The 17,174-nt window shown below is 64.4% G+C and carries 12 protein-coding genes; 4 read left to right on the top strand and 8 right to left on the bottom strand.

Annotated features, from left to right (window positions below; all coding sequences use genetic code 11):
* Positions 1–33 precede the first annotated feature (33 nt).
* From NVS32_RS00490 to NVS32_RS00505, 4 genes are all read right to left on the bottom strand, one after another.
* On the bottom strand, positions 34–870 hold the full coding sequence (locus NVS32_RS00490; RefSeq protein WP_258498273.1) for a Cof-type HAD-IIB family hydrolase: 837 nt from the start codon (positions 868–870) through the stop codon (positions 34–36).
* 98 nt (positions 871–968) lie between these two features.
* A complete protein-coding gene (locus NVS32_RS00495) occupies positions 969–5,657 on the bottom strand; it encodes a 2-hydroxyacyl-CoA dehydratase (protein WP_258498277.1) in 4,689 nt (1,562 codons plus the stop codon).
* Positions 5,657–6,400, bottom strand: a complete 744-nt coding sequence (locus NVS32_RS00500; RefSeq protein WP_258498278.1) for a TetR/AcrR family transcriptional regulator — start codon at positions 6,398–6,400, stop codon at positions 5,657–5,659. Before NVS32_RS00500 ends, NVS32_RS00495 begins: the two co-directional genes overlap by 1 nt.
* Positions 6,401–6,604: 204 nt before the next feature.
* Positions 6,605–7,702: a putative NPN-dependent ornithine cyclodeaminase gene (locus NVS32_RS00505; protein ID WP_258498279.1), complete on the bottom strand. Its 1,098-nt coding sequence runs from the start codon at positions 7,700–7,702 to the stop codon at positions 6,605–6,607.
* A 237-nt stretch (positions 7,703–7,939) separates the two neighbouring features.
* Here NVS32_RS00505 and NVS32_RS00510 point away from each other — a divergent pair, with 237 nt between their 5' ends.
* On the top strand, positions 7,940–8,548 hold the full coding sequence (locus NVS32_RS00510; protein ID WP_258498280.1) for a DUF2200 family protein: 609 nt from the start codon (positions 7,940–7,942) through the stop codon (positions 8,546–8,548).
* 74 nt (positions 8,549–8,622) lie between these two features.
* Here the strand turns inward: NVS32_RS00510 and NVS32_RS00515 are convergent, their stop codons facing one another.
* The 3 genes from NVS32_RS00515 to NVS32_RS00525 all read right to left on the bottom strand — a co-directional run bounded on the left by NVS32_RS00515 (position 8,623) and on the right by NVS32_RS00525 (position 12,091).
* Positions 8,623–8,985, bottom strand: a complete 363-nt coding sequence (locus tag NVS32_RS00515; RefSeq protein ID WP_258498281.1) for an arsenate reductase family protein — start codon at positions 8,983–8,985, stop codon at positions 8,623–8,625.
* Between the two features lie 57 nt (positions 8,986–9,042).
* Positions 9,043–10,542, bottom strand: a complete 1,500-nt coding sequence (locus NVS32_RS00520) for a Wadjet anti-phage system protein JetD domain-containing protein (protein ID WP_258498282.1) — start codon at positions 10,540–10,542, stop codon at positions 9,043–9,045.
* A 388-nt stretch (positions 10,543–10,930) separates the two neighbouring features.
* A complete protein-coding gene (locus NVS32_RS00525) occupies positions 10,931–12,091 on the bottom strand; it encodes an aminotransferase class V-fold PLP-dependent enzyme (protein ID WP_258498283.1) in 1,161 nt (386 codons plus the stop codon).
* 107 nt (positions 12,092–12,198) lie between these two features.
* Here NVS32_RS00525 and yedE point away from each other — a divergent pair, with 107 nt between their 5' ends.
* The 3 genes from yedE to NVS32_RS00540 are packed head-to-tail and all read left to right on the top strand — an operon-like array spanning position 12,199 to position 13,763.
* Positions 12,199–13,281 (top strand): YedE family putative selenium transporter, encoded by a 1,083-nt coding sequence (gene yedE, locus NVS32_RS00530; protein ID WP_258498284.1) that lies wholly within the window; start codon positions 12,199–12,201, stop codon positions 13,279–13,281.
* Positions 13,282–13,283: 2 nt separating this feature from the next.
* Complete coding sequence (locus tag NVS32_RS00535; RefSeq protein ID WP_258498285.1) at positions 13,284–13,493, top strand: sulfurtransferase TusA family protein; 210 nt, start codon at positions 13,284–13,286, stop codon at positions 13,491–13,493.
* A 9-nt stretch (positions 13,494–13,502) separates the two neighbouring features.
* A complete protein-coding gene (locus NVS32_RS00540) occupies positions 13,503–13,763 on the top strand; it encodes a putative Se/S carrier protein (RefSeq protein WP_258498286.1) in 261 nt (86 codons plus the stop codon).
* Positions 13,764–13,885: 122 nt separating this feature from the next.
* Here the strand turns inward: NVS32_RS00540 and NVS32_RS00545 are convergent, their stop codons facing one another.
* Positions 13,886–16,390: a phosphoketolase gene (locus NVS32_RS00545; RefSeq protein WP_258498287.1), complete on the bottom strand. Its 2,505-nt coding sequence runs from the start codon at positions 16,388–16,390 to the stop codon at positions 13,886–13,888.
* Between the last annotated feature and the right edge of the window lie 784 nt (positions 16,391–17,174).

Genomic DNA, 17,174 nt, shown 5'->3' on the forward strand with positions numbered 1-17,174 from the left:
GCGCAGCGCTGTAGCCGAGAAGCGCAGAGAGGCCTACGCCCCCACGAAGAGGGGCTTTCCCTCCCCCATGAGGTAGCGCGCCACACCGGAGTCCTTGCAGCCTGCCGTCACGTGATCCGCCGCGGCCAGGCATTCCGGGGTGGCGTTTGCCATGGCCACGCCGTCACCGGCGGCGCGCAGCATGGCGATGTCGTTTGACGAGTCGCCAAAGGCAACGGCATCTGCGGTCGAGAAGCCAAGGTAGTGGCAGAGCCACGTGAGGCCTGCGCCCTTGTCGGCACCTGCGTGGGTAATCTCGACGTTGCAGGGCAGCGACGACGCACGCGTGAGCTCCGGGCGCGCGTCCACGGCCTCCCACACGGCGCGTTTGTCATTCTCGTTGAGGTAGAAGACGTTCACCCGGCAGATGGAGCCCACCGCGTCGATCATCTGGTCCACGCTCTTGTCGCAGCAGGTGCGCACGGAGGTCACCACATAGCGGGTGGCCTCGGAGACGTCCATCTCGTCGATGATGTGCCAGCGGTCGCGCGCCGTGAAGACGCCGCCGTCGGCAAAGAGGTCAAAGGTCACCTCGCGTGCCTCGAGCTGGTGCCAGAGGTCGTGGACAAGTGCGTGGTCGAGCGTGACCTCACGCAGGTTGCGGTTCTCGCGCAGATCGCGAACGATTGCCCCGTTGCAGCACACGGCATAGCGCACGCTGAGATGGCGCACCAACTCCTCCGGAAGGCCGGTGTGGTTGCGGCCGGTGCACGGCACAAACTGGATGCCCCGCTCGTACGCAAGGTCGAGGGCCTGGCGGTTGAGCGGCGTGATGGTCTTCTCGGGTGTGAGGAAGGTATCGTCCATATCGACAAAGACGAGCTTGAGCACGATGTGATTTCTCCTCTCGGTTGCGGGATTAAGTTACCCGGCAACGGGATTCCATTACCCGGTAATGGAATCCCGTTGCCGGGCAAAAGAATCCCGCGCTACTTGATCACGCCAGCCCGGCGCTTGGCGTCCTCGATCTGGGCGAGCTGCTCGTCCGAGAGGTGAATCGCCGGCACGCCGTGCCCCACGCCACCCTCGTTCACGATGGAATCGTGGTGGTAGCGCGACTCGTCCACGTACGGCGCCACGGCGTCGTTCACCGTGGGGTCATTGGGGTTCTCCAGGCGGAACCCGCGCGAGTGGTCATTGCGGTAGTTCTCCTTGGCCACGCTGATCATCAGCTTGATGCGGTTGAGCTGGTTCACCTCGGAGGCGCCGGGATCGTAGTCGACGGCCACGATGTTGCTCTCGGGGTGCATCTGGCGCAGGCGCTTAATCACGGACTTGCCCACCACGTGGTTGGGCAGGCACGCGAAGGGCTGCGCGCACACGATGTTGGGCGTGCCGTGCTCGATGAGGTCTACCATCTCGGCCGTGAGCAGCCAGCCCTCGCCCATGGTGTTGCAGAGCGACAGGACCTGCTCGGCCTTCTCGGCAAGCTCAAAGATGTCCTCGTACGGCTCGAAGCGCGAGGACTTCGCCAGCATGCGGTCCATGGGCTTGCGCGCCGCCTCGATGAGCTTGATGCCCGCCATGTGCGTGAGGCGCTTTGAGGCCTTGGAGCCAAGTTCGCCCTTCATGTTGATGGGGCTCGTGAGGCCAAAGAGGAAGAAGTCGACAAGGCCGGGCACGTTGGCCTCGCAACCCTCGGCCTCGATGACCTTGACCAGCTGGTTGTTGGCCGTGGGGTGGAACTTGACGAGAATCTCGCCCACCACGCCCACGCGCGGCTTGGAGCGGTCGTTCACGAGCGGCACCTGGTCGAAGGCCGTGATGGTCTCCTGGCAAATCTGCTCGAAGCTGCGCTTGTTGAGCGTGTGCACTGCTGCCTTCATGCGCGCCATGTACTTGTCGTGCAGCGCGTTGACCGAGCCCTTCTCGGCCTCGTACGGACGCGTGCGATAGACGCACTGCATCATGAGGTCGCCGTAGAGCAGGATGTAGATGGCCTTGGTGAGAAGGGCCGGGTCCTTGATGGACCAGCCGGGGTTGTCCTCGTCCAGGCCCGTGGCCATGTTGATCGAGATCACGGGGATGTCGGGGTGACCGCTCTCGCGCAGCGCCTTGCGGATGAGGGCGATGTAGTTGGTAGCTCGGCAGCCACCGCCCGTCTGCGAGATGAGGACGGCCGTGTGCGAGAGGTCGTACTTGCCGCTCTCGATGGCCTCCATGATCTGGCCCACCGTGAGGATGGACGGGTAGCAGATGTCGTTGTTCACGTACTTCAGGCCCGCGTCAACGGCGCCCTGGTCAACGGACGGGAGAAGCACCAGGTTGTAGCCGTAGTCACGAAGGACCGCCTCGGCCAGCTCAAAGTGCACGGGGCTCATCTGCGGCGCGAGGATGGTGTAGTGCGCGTCCTGCATCTCCTTGGTATAGCGCACCTTCTGGAAGGCAGCGCTCTTGGCCTCGCGATACACGGGCGTGCGGCGCGAGAGGTCGGTCTTGCGGGCGCGCTCAAGAGAGCCGTCGGCAAGGTGCACGCCCACGGGCTCGACCTCCTTGGCCTCGCCCTCGGCGGTCTTCTCCTCAAGCTGCTCCTGCTGCTCCTTCAGGGCCGCCATAAGCGAGCGGATGCGGATGCGGGCGGCACCAAGGTTGGAGACCTGGTCGATCTTGAGCACCGTGTAGATCTTGCCGGAGGCCTCGAGGATCTCCTGGACCTGGTCGGTTGTAAGGGCGTCAAGGCCGCAGCCAAACGAGAAGAGCTGGATGAGGTCGAGGTCGTTGCGGGTGGCCACAAAGCGGGCGGCACGGTAGAGGCGGCTGTGGAACATCCACTGGTCAACCACGCGGATGGGGCGCTCGGGGCTCATCTTGTGCGCCACAGAGTCCTCGGTGAGCACCGCAAAGCCAAAGGAGTGAACCAGCTCGGGGATGGCGTGGTTGATCTCGGGGTCGTTGTGATAGGGGCGCCCTGCCAGCACGATGCCGTGGGCGTTGTGCTCCTCCATCCAGGCCAGGGCCTCGTCGCCGGCGCGGTGCATGGCGTTCTTGAAGTCGATGTCGGCCTGCCAGGCAACGTTCACGGCCTCGTCGATCTCTGCGCGGGTGATGTGCTGCCCGTGGAAGCGTCCCTTGCCCTTGGCGGCGTCCTGCTCGCGCTGGACCGAGATGATCTCGTACAGGCGGCGCTTGAGCTCGCGCTTGTCGTCATACGGAACGAAGGGCGCAAGGTATTCCACACTGGGGTCCGAGAGCTCGTCCACGTTGAGCCCCAGCGCCTGCGGGTAGCTCATCACGATGGGGCAGTTGTAGTGGTTGGTGGCGGTGTCATCCTCCTTGCGCTCCCAGCGGATGCAGGGCATCCAGATGAAGTCCGGGTCCTTGGCAAGCAGGTTCATGATGTGGCCGTGGCTCAGCTTTGCCGGATAGCACGCGGACTCGGAGGGCATGGACTCGATGCCGGCGTCGTAGGTCTTCGAGGACGTCTGGTCAGAGATCATCACCGAGAAGCCCAGCTTGGTGAAGAATGCGTGCCAGAAGGGGTAGTTCTCGTACATGTTGAGCGCGCGGGGGATGCCCACCGTGCCGCGCGGCGCGGTCTCTGCGTCCAGGCAGGGGCGGTCGAACAGCAACTTGTTCTTGAATTCGAAGAGGTTGGGGGCGTCGTTTTTGGTCTTGCCCGAGCGGCCCGCACCCTTCTCGCAGCGGTTGCCCGTGATGAAGCGGTGGCCGCCGCCAAAGTCGTTGATCGTGAGCAGGCAGTTGTTTGCGCAGCGCCCGCAGTGGACGTTGGTGTGCTTGACCTTGAGGTTGTCGATGTCCTCGCGCGAGAGGACCGTCGAGGTTCCCGTGGCGCCCGCGCGGTCACGGGCGAGAAGGGCCGCGCCGTAGGCGCCCATGCAGCCGGCGATGTCGGGGCGGATGACCTGGCGGCCGGTGAGCAGCTCGAAGGCGCGCAGGGTGGCGTCGCTCATGAAGGTGCCGCCCTGGACCACGCAGTACGTGCCAATCTCGTCAAAGTCACGCAGCTTGATTACCTTGAAGAGGGCGTTCTTGATCACGGAGTACGAGAGGCCCGCGGCCACGTCGCCAATGGTCGCGCCCTCCTTCTGCGCCTGCTTGACGCGGGAGTTCATGAAGACGGTGCAGCGGCTGCCCAGGTCAACGGGGGCCTTTGCGGTCACGGCGACCTTCGCGAACTCCTGGACGCTCATGTCCATGGACTTGGCGAAGCTCTCGATGAACGACCCGCAGCCCGAGGAGCAGGCCTCGTTGAGCATGATGTGCTCGATGACGCCGTTGCGCACCTGGAGGCACTTCATGTCCTGGCCGCCGATGTCGAGAATGAACTCGACGCCGGGGACGAAGGCCTTCGCGCCGCGCAGGTGGGCGACGGTCTCGATCTCGCCGGAGTCCGCGCGCAGGGCCTCGATGAGGATGCCCTCGCCGTAGCCGGTGGTGGTCACGTGGCCGATGGTCGTGCCCTCGGGCATGGCGTCGTAGATGCCGTCCATGATGTGGCGCGCGGTACCCAGGACGTCACCGTTGTTGTTGCCGTACCAGGTGTAGAGAAGCTCGCCGTCCTCGCCCACCACGGCGCACTTCATGGTGGTGGAGCCGGCGTCGATGCCAATGAAGACGCGGCCGCGGTGGCTGGCCAGGTCGCCCTTGGGCACGACCTCCTTGTTGTGGCGCTCCTTGAACTCCTTGTAGTCCTCCTCGGTGGCAAAGAGCGGGTCCAGGCGCTGGACCTCGGAGCCCTGGACGTCCCTCAGCTGCTCGAGCGAGTGGATGACCTCGGCAAAGGACACGCGCTTCTCGGACTCGCCCGCCAGCGCGGCGCCGGTGGCCACGAAGAGGTGCGCGTTAGTGGGAACCACGCGGTGCTCCTCGTCGAGGTCGAGCGTGATGTAGAAGCGGCGGCGCAGCTCGGAGAGGTACTGGAGGGGCCCGCCGAGAAATGCCACGTAGCCCTTGATGGGGTGGCCGCATGCCAGGCCCGAGACGGTCTGCGTGACCACGGCCTGGAAGATGGAGGCGGCCACGTCCTCGGGGCGGGCACCCTCGTTGAGCAGCGGCTGGACGTCGGACTTGGCAAAGACGCCGCAGCGGCTGGCGATGGGGTGGATCTGCGTGGCGCCCTTGGCCAGCTCGTTCAGGCCCATGGCGTCGGTCTTGAGCAGGGTTGCCATCTGGTCGATGAAGGCGCCCGTGCCGCCGGCACAGGTGCCGTTCATGCGCTGCTCGATGCCGTTGTCAAAGTAGATGATCTTGGCGTCCTCGCCGCCAAGCTCGATGGCGACGTCGGTCTGCGGGATGAGGGCCTCCACGGCGCGCTTGGACGCGATGACCTCCTGGACAAACTCGAGGTCGAGCCACTTGGCAAGCAGCATGCCGCCGGAGCCGGTAATCGAGACGCGCATGGGGACGTTGCCCACCACGCGCTGGGCGCCCGCGAAGAGCTCCTTGGCCGTGGCGCGGATGTCGGTGTGGTGGCGCTCGTAGTTGGCGTAGACCAGGTTCCCCGAGGCGTCGATGACGGCAAGCTTGACCGTGGTCGAGCCCACGTCGATGCCCAGGCGCAGGTCGGCGCCGGTGAAGTCCTGCGGCGTTGCGGGATAGAGCTCCGCGCCGTTCTCGGTGAGTTCGAGCGGCTCTGCAGTTGCGTTGTTCTCGGTCATCAGTTGTTGTCCTCCTCGTCGGGAAGCATGACTGCCAGCGCAAAGCTGGGCAGGTCGAGCTCTATGGGGCTGTCGTACAGGTCGCCGGGGCGCACGAACATGAGGGCGGTCATGATGCGAGCCATGGTGCGCACGCTCTCGCGCATGCCGCCCTCGAGCCAGCGGAGAAGCACGCCGACCTCGGCAGATATCGCAAAGGTGAGGTAGTAGTCAAAGAAGGCGCCCACAGCGCGCAGGTCGATGCCGTCGAGCGCGCGGCCGGCCACGACCTCGTGGACCATGGAGCGAATGCACTGCGAGAAGGCCGGGTCTCCACCCTCGCCCAGAAGCGGGCGCAGGTACGAGCCACGCTTCTTGAAGTAGGAGAGCACTTCCTGCGAGCCGGGGCAGGGCTCCTGGTGATTTATGGCATCCGCGAGCTGGTCGAGATGCACGCTGGCAAGTTGCGCCACCAGCGGACGGAGCTCCGCGACCGTTTCCTTCTCGATGCAGTTCACGAGGTCCGGGATGTCCTTGTAGTGCGAGTAGAACGTGCGACGCGTGACGCCCGCGCGGCTGGTCACAGCGGTCACCGTGACACGAGAGAGGTCGCCCGTGGCGGATATCTCCTCCGCAAGCGCGTCCCGGAGCGCGAGGCGCGTGCGACGCGTGCGACGGTCCGTGACCTGCGGGGTGTCCTCTGCGCTTGCGGCCGGTTGGACATCGCGTGCGGCCGGCGAAACGTCGCTGACGTTTTGGCTCAAGCCCTGGCCCCCCATTTCTTCACACAGTGAGAACTAATTCACGCCGTGTGAAGTATTGCACAGTGTGAGTAGTTATTTCTCGGCGTGCTTGCCACTGCCCGAGTGTCACACGCGCTCCACAATGAGACAGAGGGACAGTCCCTTTGTCTCACTCCGACTGCAGCGCTATCCCCAATGAGACAAAGGGACTGTCCCCTTGTCTCACTAGATCACCCCAAGGCCCTTGGCCACGATGAAGATGAAGTCCTGCACGTTGGTGACGATCGTCTTTGCCGAGAGGCTCCCCCGATCGTGCAGCTTGTTTACTACAAACTCCGAGGCGTCGACGGCATAGATGAAGACCGGCCGTACGGTGCCATCGTCGTCGACGTGATAGCTGGGAGTGATGTTGCCGGTCGCAATCGTGTGCAACATGGTGGCCATGCAGATGACCGTCGTGGCCTTGCGGGAGAGCACGCGAATCTGGTGCTGGGACTCGTACACGTCCGCGATGGTCTCGGGCAGCGGGCCGTCATCGCGAATCGACCCAGCTAGCAGGAACGGGACGTTCTTCTTCACGCACGCGTACATGATGCCGTCGTGCAGGTCATAGTCATCAACAAACTGCGCGATCGATCCGGACCGCCGCACGCGGTTGATGGTATCCAAGTGGTTGTAGTGACCGTTTGGCATGCTCTGCTGCGTGCGAATGTCCTGGCCAAGCGCGGTGTGGAACATGGCGCCCTCGAGGTCCTGCGTGGCAAGGGCGTTGCCACCGGAGAGCGCGTCCACGTAGCCCTCCTCAACCAGCCGCTGCATGGCATGACGAGAATCCGCGTCAAACGCAAACGCCGGGCCCATCACCCACTCGACAAACCCGTGGTCGCGCTCGTATTTCAGCAGCTCGATGAGGTCGTCGTAGTCGCGCGTGTAGGCGGTTTCGCGGCTGCGGCCCTGACGGAACGAGAACTTCTCGCCATTGGACGCGGCAGGGTCCGCAAAGCCGTCCGTGTGGACGTAGATTCCGTCAGAGCCGTCCTCGCTTCTTCCCAGGGCGACAAGGTCTCCCTGCTTGAGGTGACGGCCGGTGACCACATGGAGGGTGCCGTCGTCTCTCAGAACGATGCAGGCATCCATGCGAGAAGAGGACGCCAGCTTCCATTTGCCATCAATCTTGAAATATTCAGGGTACATTGAAGTGCTGTGGAAGCCCTCTGGTATCACGCCGTTCTGCTCGACGGTCCCCCACCTCACGTTGGGCGCGTCGTCCAAGCCAAGCGCTGAGAAATCTGGGTGGTGATAGGCAGGCAGCTGGAACGCCATGGTTGCTCCCCTCTCGTCGATGCGTTGGATATAGCACGCGCGGGCCTGACGCATAGCAGCGCGTGCCGCATGGCAACAAACTTGACCCAGCGGGATATCACGACGAAAACATGGGACCCGCGAAAGCCGCCGCGCCGGCGATGGGCCGCAGGAACAGCGAGGAGCCGACGCACCGGCGCATGCGTATACTTCTCGCGGGGCAAAATACTACCCACAAGGCCGCCGAGAGGAGCAGGCGTGAAGACCTACAGCTTTAGCGCGCCAATCGAGAAGGTCGAGGGCATCGACGGCGCATTCGTGCGGGTGCCGCTCGACGTGCCGCGAGTGTTTGGCGCCGGGCGAATTAAGGTGCACGCAACTTTTGATGGCGCGCCCTACGACGGAAGCGTGGTTGCGTTCAAGCGCGATGACGGCGGGCGCGACTACGTGCTGGGCATTCGCAAGGACATCCGCGCTGCCATTGGCAAGGGGCCGGGCGAGAGCGTGGATGTCACGCTCGTCTGTGCGCAGGCGGACGGGCCGGCCAAGCGCTACGTTGACCTTCTCGCCGCCAAGGTAGAGCGCAAGGGTCGGAGCCGAGAGGAGCTGTACGCCGTGATCGAGTGGCTTCTCGGCTATGCGCCCGATGAGCTTGCCGACGAGCGCCTAGGGTCGGTGAGCTTTGCCTCCTGGCTTGACGAGGCGCCGGCATACAACCCCGCGGCGGCGCTGGTGGGCGGCAAGGTCTGCGGCATTGACGTAGCGGCGGTGGAGGATCCCACCATGCATCGGGTACGCGTGCTGGACAAGCTGGTGGACGAGCTGGCCAAGGGGCGTCCGCTCGAGAAGATCCTTCGCCACGCGTGATGGGATTTTTCTCCCCGGTAACGGGATTCCATTACCCGGTAACGGGATTCCATTACCCGGTATAAAAATCCCGCCTAGAGGAGGCGCTCAGACCACTCGGCTTCCTTGAAGCCGACAAGCACGAAGTCCTCTCCCACAACCAGAGGCCGCTTGACCAGCATGCCGTTGGTGGCGAGAAGGTCGAAGGCGTCCGCGTCGCTCATCCCCGCATCCAGCTGAGCCTTCACGCCTAGCTGCCGGTAGAGCTGCCCGCTGGTGTTGAAGAAGCGCCGCACAGGAACCCCGGAGCGGGCCTGCCATTCCGCGAGCTCCGCCGCCGTGGGGTTCTCCTCCACGATATGACGGTCAGCGTATGCAACGCCATGCTCGTCCAGCCACTTCTTGGCGCGCTTACAGGTAGAGCACTTGGGGTACTCGATGAAGAGCGGCTTGTTCACGGTGTTCTCCTCGTGTTCGCATGAGACAAAGGGACTGTCCCTTTGTCTCACTTTGTCTCATAGGTCGCGGCGGGTGAGGATCTCCTGCGGGATCAGGCGGCAGCCCTCCACAACGCTGCGCGCATAGGCGGCAGCCTCCTCGGTAAGGCCCTCGCACATGAGCGACATGTCCGGCATGCCAAGGTTCACCTGGCAGGTCTGCTCGTTGTCAGCAGGATCCGGGTAGCGGTCCTGAGCCTTGTCAATCATGAGCTGGTAGGCGGGGGTGAAGGGCGCAAAGGGGTAGCGCTCGCCCAAAACGTCACGCAGACGCACCATGATGTCGATGCCCGCTCGGTCGATGTCGCCCCAGTAGAGGACCTCAACGGAGTCCGCGCCCAGCGTGTCAAGAAGCAGCGCCAGGCGGTTATGCTCGAGGATGGGCGTGCCCCCGCCCAGCACCACGGCATGGATTCGCTCGCCCAGGATGGTTGTGCGACCCTCCTCGTACATGAGGTCGTGCACGTCAAGCCAGGGATCGAGGTTCTCGGTCACCAACACGCGCATGTGCTTCCTACGACGCGGCGCGTGGTAGAGAAGGTCAGGCTTGGGCATAGGTCGGTGGCGGATGACGTCCTCCATGCCCATCGCGCGCAGGAGCTTGTGGCCGTCGGACCCGTACTCAAAGAACTTCTCGTCGCCACCCATCTGGTAGGCAAGCTGACGACGCGTAATGTCACCGGGAAGCGCACCGTTTACCAGGGCGTCATTGATAGCCGTGAGCTGGCGCTCGAAGAGCGTGTACGCGCCGGGGTGGCTGAGCAGCCAACCGTTCATCCAGAAGCGCTGGTCAAGCTCGAGGATCTTGGCACGGACCTCGGTCTCGGCGGGGCCGCCGCGGCGAACGTAGGGAACCTCGGAGAGCTGCGTGGGATGAGAGGGACTGCCCTTCCCCACCCGACGCAGACGCCCGCGCTGGGTGCGCGGGGCCGAGGAGCGACCGGGCTTCTCCGCGCGCGCGGGGGGTGCGGGCTGCGCGGGGGCTTCGGGCTGCGCGGGCGATTCGGGCTGCGCGGGGGATGCGGGCTGTGCGGGCGATTCGGGCTGTGCGGGCGATTCGGGCTCTGGGGCATTGGCGGGCGCGGGAGCTGCCGCGGCAGCAGGCTCATTGGCTGTGGCGGCATCGTCCTCCGTGGGTGCCGCCTCGGGCGGCTCGGCCACCGCGGGGGCGGGCTCGCTCTCTGCCGACATACCCGTGGCGTCCGCGAGGCCCTCGTTCTTCTCGCCAGCGTCCTCTACCTGCGGCGGAACACGCAGGGTGTAGACGCCCTCCTGCCCCTCCACGGGGTCGAGCGCCTCGGCGAGAATGGCCGCGGTCAGCGCCACCTGAGCGCCCTTGCCATACTTGCCCACGATCCGCTGGATGTCCTCGTCGGTCACCACGTCGCCCCGCACGCGCACTAGAGAGCTCGCCACGGACGCGGCCTTGTTCTTCTGCGAGGGCTCCAGAACTTGGCAGAGAGCCTCCCTCAGATAATCAAGGTTCATACGTTCTGCGTCGGTAAGTTTTCGCGCCATGCCTGGTTCCTTTCATGCGGTCATGCAAGAAGGATACGGCAACGGCGAGGAAATCCCTGCATCGAAGCAGTCAATCTTGCATAACTACACGTGATATTACGCCTGCGTTGAATGGGATGAAGTGCACATCGAGAAGTACTTGCACGCGCGGAACGCGGAGCGTGGCGCACTGCCGCTCCGCGCTGCATCCGTTCTTACCGGCCCGTCGCGCCTCTCGGCAAAAACCTGCGGAAACGCAAAGGGAATCCCACGTACCGGTAACTAGCAAGGTGTCCTACTCTTATGCGGCAGGCTGTGGCAAGGCTGCGGCAGGCTGTGGCAAGACGCACCTGTTGCCAAAGCCACATCCCACGCTTGCGCACCCCGCGCCACCACCCTGCTTCAACAGCTAGCGTCTCTCCAGGAGCTCCTTCAGCGCGTCAAGCGCGTAGTCCACGTCATCCTGCGTGTTGAAGAAGCCAAACGAGAAGCGCACGGTGCCTGTGGGAAAGGTGCCAATGGTCTTGTGCGCGGAGGGCGCGCAGTGCAGCCCAACGCGCACGCTAATGTGATAGAGCTCGTCCAAGAGGGTTGCCACCTCGGCCTCATCACGCCCCGGCGTGGCGAGAGAAACCACGCCTACGCGCTTCTCGGCGTCATGGCGCCCACACACGCGCACGCGCCCCGCGCGCTCCAGCGGCTCCAAGCCCTCCAGGAACCGCTGCGTAAGGCCAAGCTCATGCGCAAGCACGGCACCCTTCCCCTGCGCGGCGTGCCATCCCAGCGCCGCATGCAGCCCCACGATACCCGGCAGGTTGGGCGTGCCTGCCTCAAGGCGGTCCGGCATGAAATTCGGGATGGTCTCCTTGTCGCTCACGGAGCCCGTACCCCCAACCACCAGCGGCTCGACACGATGCGCAAGCTCCTCCGTCAACGCCACGCCGCCAATGCCCTGCGGGCCGAGGAGCCCCTTGTGACCCGTGAACGCCACGGCATCAATGCCCATAGCCTCCATGTTTATGGGAAGCACGCCCGCGGTCTGCGCCGCGTCGAGAATGAACGCCAGCCCGTGCGCACGACAGAACTCCCCCACCTTGGCCGCAGGCATCACGGTGCCCGTCACGTTACTGGCGTGCAGCATGACAACGGCGCGCGTGTTTGGCTGCAGGCACCCCGCTAGCGCACCCACATCGAGCATGCCCGTCTCATCGCATGGGCAGCGCGTGAAGCTCACGCCACGCGACCCCAGCTGCACGAGGGGCCGCATGACCGCGTTGTGCTCCATGGACGAGACAATGACGTGGTCGCCCTCGTGGAGAAGCCCCTTGATGAGAAGGTTGAGCGACTCGGTCACGTTCCGAGTAAAAGCGATGTCGCGGGCGTCCGGCGCGCCAAAGAGCGCGGCGAGCGCCTCCCTGGTCTCCAGCACCACACCCTCGATGTCAAACGCGCTGGCATACGAGCCTCGCCCCACGTTGGCGCCGCATGTGGTCATGAACTCGTACATGGCCTGGGGCACGCAGTCTGGTTTGGGGAACGTGGTGGCGGCGTTATCCAAATACGCGTTCATCGGTCTACCAGTACCTTTCGCCTAATAACAAACAAATTTTCATGAGTCCAAACAATTATATATGAGTCCCCAGCCCCACACGGACGGTCAGGAAAGGAGTGTGCCACATGAACCTTAGCAAGAACGAGAAGGCAATGACGATCATTGCCGGCGTCATCATGGGCGTGATCGGCGCCTCGCTCGTGCTCTTTGGAAACCCCAAGAACATGGGCTTCTGCATCGCGTGCTTCCTGCGCGACACCGCCGGCGGCGTTGGGCTTCACCGAGCCGAGGTGGTCCAGTACATCAGGCCCGAGATTATCGGCCTCATCTTTGGCAGCCTCTTCGCCGCGCTGGCCACCAAGGAGTTCTCGCCCCGCGGCGGCTCCGCGCCCATGACCCGCTTCGTGCTGGGCTTCTTCGCCATGATTGGCGCCCTCATGTTCCTGGGCTGCCCGTTCCGCATGATCTTGCGCATCGCCGGCGGCGACCTCAACGCCATCGTGGCCTTCGTGGGCTTTGTCTGCGGCATAGCCACCGGCGTGTTGTTCCTCAACCGCGGCTACTCGCTCAGCCGCACCCGTAAGGTCTCCAAGTCCGAGGGCAGCATCCTTCCCGTAATCGCCCTCGTCTTCCTGGTGCTTATCGTTGCTGCCCCCGCCTTCATTTTCTTTAGCGAGAAGGGCCCCGGCTCGATGCACGCGCCTCTCGCCATCTCGCTCATCGCCGGCATCATCGTGGGCGCGCTTGCCCAACGCACCCGCTTCTGCATGGTGGGCGGCATCCGCGACATGATTCTCTTCCGCGAGAACCGCCTGCTCCTGGGCTTTGTGGCCGTGCTCGTCTCCGCGCTGGCGATGAACCTCATCTTCTCCGCCACCACCGGCACCTCGTACTTCAACCTGGGCTTCGAGAACCAGCCCATCGCCCACAGCGACGGACTGTGGAACTTCCTGGGCCTCTATCTCACCGGCTTTGCCTGCGTGCTCCTGGGCGGCTGCCCACTGCGCCAGCTCATCCTCTCCGGCGAGGGCAACACCGATAGCGCCGTGACCATCCTCGGCCTCTTTGTTGGCGCCGCGTTCGCACACAACTTTGGCCTCGCCGCCAGTGGCGACGGCCCCACCGTCAACGGCATGATCGCCGTGGTGATTGGCATCGTCGTCGTTGCCGTGATTGCCTTCACCAACCTCAAGACCGCAAAGGAGTAGCCATGAAGACTATCGACGCACAGGGGCTTTCGTGCCCGGAGCCGGTCGTGCTCACCAGAAACGCCGTGAAGGACAACCCTGAGGGCGTGGCCGTGCTGGTCGACGCCGTGGCCGCACGCGAGAACGTCACCAGGTTCGGCAAGAGCCAGGGCTACGACGTGGCCGTGGAGGATACCGAAGATGGGTGGAAGCTCACCCTCACCAAGGCGTAGGGCGATACCGTGGCCGACAAGAGCTACATCGCCCTCTTCTACTCGCACTTTGGCGCCACGCGCTACGCCAAGCTGCTCACGAGCACCGGCTGGCAGAACCGCATGTCCCCCGTGCCGCGCTCGCTCAGCAGCAGCTGCGGCACCTGCGTGAGGTACGCAGGCCCTGCGCCCTGCCCCACGGCGAAGGTTCCCGAGGAGGTCGAGAAGATCGTGGAGGTGCACGAGGGCGAGGGCCCGCTCTACGCCACGGTCTACGAGTTCGAGGACTAGCCACAAAGCGGCAGACAGCAGCAAGCGCTCACCAGAAGGGCCCGCCGGCACGAAGCCGACGGGCCCTAAAGCGTAGCTATGCGAGACGGACGAGACATGCGAGACGAGCGCGCAGCAAGCGGCTACTCGTTGTCGCCGCCGGTGGCCTTGGTGGCGCTGATCGCCGCGGCGGTGTCCTTGGCGTCGTGCCACACCCAGTCGGTGAAGGCGGGGTGGTCGTAGCCGTTGTCGACGGCAAACTGGAAGGCGTCCTGGCGGAACTGCTCCCACTCGGCGATCTGGTCGGCCCACCTCTCGGCGTCCAGGATGCGCAGCGCGTCGGCGGCAAGCGCCCAGCGGTCCATGTGGTTCAGGCGCAGCATGTCGTACGGCGTGGTCGTGGAGCCCTGCTCCTCGTAGCCGTGGACGTGGAAGTTGTCGTGGTTCGGGCGGTCCCAGATGAGGCGGCGGACCGTGCCGGGATAGGCGTGGAAGGCGAAGAGCACGGGCTTGTCGGCCGTAAAGAGCGCCTCGAACTGCTCGTCGGTGAGGGCCTCGTCGTTCTCGGAGGCGTTCTGGATCTTGAGCAGCTCGACCACGTTCACCAGGCGGCACTTCACGCCCAGCTTGTCGAGAAGCTCGAGCGCGGCCATGGTCTCCTGCGTGGGCACGTCGCCGCAGCAGCCGAGGACAATGTCGGGCTCCTCGCCGTCAGCGGTGGTGGACGCCCACTTCCACTCGGCGGCGCCGGCCGCGAGCTCCTCGCGGGCCTCGTCGAGCGTGACCCACGTGGGGGCGGGCTGCTTGCCGGCGAAGACCGCGTTCACGCAGTTGGTGGAGGTGTAGGCGCGCTCCGCCACGGCCAGCAGCAGGTTGGCGTCGGCCGGGTAGTAGATGTTCACCACGTGGTCGTTGTTGAAGCACTTGTTGAGAAGGACGTCGACAAAGCCGGGGTCCTGGTGCGAGAAGCCGTTGTGGTCCTGGCGCCAGACGTGGCTGGAGAGCAGCATGTTGAGGCCGGAGATGGGCTTGCGCCAAGGGATCTCGCGCACGGTGGCCTCGAGCCACTTGCAGTGCTGGTTGACCATCGAGTCGACGATGTGCACGAAGGACTCGTAGCTCGACCACAGGCCGTGGCGGCCGGTGAGGATGTAGCCCTCGAGAAGGCCTTCGCACTGGTGCTCGGAGAGCTGCTCGATGACGTTGCCCACGGGCGAGAGGTGCTCGTCGTTCGCGGGGTCGTCGTTGAGGTCGCCGTTGAACCACTGCTTGTCCGTCACCTGGTAGCTCGGCTGCAGGCGGTTGGACGCCGTCTCGTCGGGGCCAAAGATGCGGAACATGTCGCGGTTGTTGTTGATGAGCTCGGCCGTGTACTCGCCCAGCACGCGGGTGGCCTCCGTGGCGCCAAAGCCGTGGCCGCCGTTCTTGACGTCGACCTCGTACTTGGAGGTCTCGGGGAGCTTGAGGTCCTTCAGGAGCCTGCCACCGTTGGCGTTGGGGTTGGCGCCAAGGCGCAGCTCGCCCTCGGGCATGAACTCGGTGACCTCGGGACGGATGGCGCCCTTCTCGTCGAAGAGGCCCTCGGGCTCGTAGGACTCGAGCCAACCCTTGAGGACCTCGAAGTGGGCCTCGGTGTCGCGGGCGGACGCCAGGGGCACCTGGTGCGCACGCCAGGAACCCTCGGTCTTCTTGCCGTCGATCTCCTTGGGGCAGGTCCAGCCCTTGGGGGTGCGGAAGATGATCATCGGGTAGAACGGGCGGGACGCCTCGCCGGCGGCCGCACGGCGCTTGATGTCGCAGATCTCGTCGAAGACCTCCTCGAGGAGCGCGGCGAAGCGACGGTGGATGGAGGCGTGGTCCTCCTCGTCAAAGCCGGCGACGAAGTTGTACGGGTGGTAGCCCATGCCGCGGAAGAACTCGTCGCGCTCGCCGTCGGAGATGCGGGCGAGGATCGTGGGGTTGGCGATCTTGTAGCCGTTGAGGTGCAGGATCGGCAGGACGATGCCGTCGGTCAGCGGGTCCATGAACTTGTTCGTCTGCCAGCTGGTGGCAAGCGGGCCGGTCTCGGCCTCGCCGTCGCCCACCACGGCAACCGCGAGCATGCTGGGGTTGTCGAGAACCGCGCCGTACGCGTGGGAGAGCACGTAGCCAAGCTCGCCGCCCTCGTGGATGGAGCCGGGGGTCTCGGGCGCGTAGTGGCTGGGGATGCCGCCGGGGTAGGAGAACTGGCGGAAGAACTTCTGGAGGCCGGCCTCGTCGTTGGTGATGTCGGGACGAATCTCGCGGTAGGTGCCGTCGAGCAGGGACTGCGCGGTGCCGGCAGGTCCGCCGTGGCCGGGGCCCATGAGGAAGATGGCGTTCTGCTGGTGGTCGCGGATGAGGCGGTTCACGTGGCCAAAGAGGAAGTTGACGCCGGGCGTGGTGCCCCAGTGGCCAACGAGGCGGTGCTTCACGTCCTCGCGGGTGAAGCCGTCGGGGCCGTCCTGGTTCTTGAAGTCCGCGCGCATGAGGGGGTTGGAGCGCAGGTAGATCTGGCCGACGGACAGGTAGTTGGCGGCACGCCAGTACTTGTCGACCCACGCGATCTCATCCTCGCTCACCGGGCCGTCGAGCTTCTTCCATGGGGTTCCCAACACAGGCTGAGCCATTCTTTCTCCTCTCGCTGACGGGCCATGTGGCTCCGCCTCTTTGGTGAGCCGCTCGGCCGACGTTTGGCACGGGCTTTTCCGCCAGTGCCTGGCACACGGACCTCTCGGCTGCCGCTGCGCAGACCTTTCGGCTGCCGCTCACGAACTTGTCTCTACCACTCACAGCTGCAGTGTAGTTGGTAAAACGTTTTACTTAGACGAGAAGAACTCAGAAATCTTGACAGCGCCGCAAGTTCTGCACAATTGACGCCCAAAGCGTGGTTTGTACGACGCCGCTGCGAGAACTTCCCTTCCGGTGTAAATATGGCGCCCGAGAAGCCCTTTCATATGTGATTGCTGCGATAACGCACGCTCTGGCGCCATTCCGACGCCGGAGGAGCCCTTTTGTACGTAGTTGCTGCTGCAACGTATCCTCCGGCGCCATTCCGACACCTGAAGGGCTCTCTCATACGGAATCGCCGCGATAGCGTACCCTCCGGCGCGACGCGTTCGCAGCTCAACCGAACCAGCCTACAGCCGGAGACCCGTCCGTCACCCTCTCCGACGAGTTTAAAAAGCCTTTCACGTTTCCGCAGTTGGCTCGAAACCGTATTAAGAAATGGAGCTAGACTCCACCGGGGAGGGCACGGAGACGCCGTGATTTCAGGTCCGTGCCAGGTCTCCAGCAACGCAACTTCCGGTTGGCGGCAGTTTTGGTTCAGTTCCTTATACGTCACTGCTGATGGAACAATTCGCTGACCTGCAGTTTATCAAACATCGAACCGCCGGATACTTTAGGGTACCG

The organism is Tractidigestivibacter montrealensis (genome assembly GCF_024741235.1).
Classification (GTDB): domain Bacteria; phylum Actinomycetota; class Coriobacteriia; order Coriobacteriales; family Atopobiaceae; genus Tractidigestivibacter; species Tractidigestivibacter montrealensis.

What these genes read in the sequence shown, in the direction of transcription:
- NVS32_RS00525 (WP_258498283.1), bottom strand. Translation starts at nt 12,091, where the DNA reads ATGAACGCGTATTTGGATAACGCCGCCACCACGTTCCCCAAACCAGAC.
- NVS32_RS00535 (WP_258498285.1), top strand. Translation starts at nt 13,284, where the DNA reads ATGAAGACTATCGACGCACAGGGGCTTTCGTGCCCGGAGCCGGTCGTG.
- NVS32_RS00545 (WP_258498287.1), bottom strand. Translation starts at nt 16,390, where the DNA reads ATGGCTCAGCCTGTGTTGGGAACCCCATGGAAGAAGCTCGACGGCCCG.
- NVS32_RS00505 (WP_258498279.1), bottom strand. Translation starts at nt 7,702, where the DNA reads ATGGCGTTCCAGCTGCCTGCCTATCACCACCCAGATTTCTCAGCGCTT.
- NVS32_RS00495 (WP_258498277.1), bottom strand. Translation starts at nt 5,657, where the DNA reads ATGACCGAGAACAACGCAACTGCAGAGCCGCTCGAACTCACCGAGAAC.
- yedE (WP_258498284.1), top strand. Translation starts at nt 12,199, where the DNA reads ATGAACCTTAGCAAGAACGAGAAGGCAATGACGATCATTGCCGGCGTC.
- NVS32_RS00520 (WP_258498282.1), bottom strand. Translation starts at nt 10,542, where the DNA reads ATGGCGCGAAAACTTACCGACGCAGAACGTATGAACCTTGATTATCTG.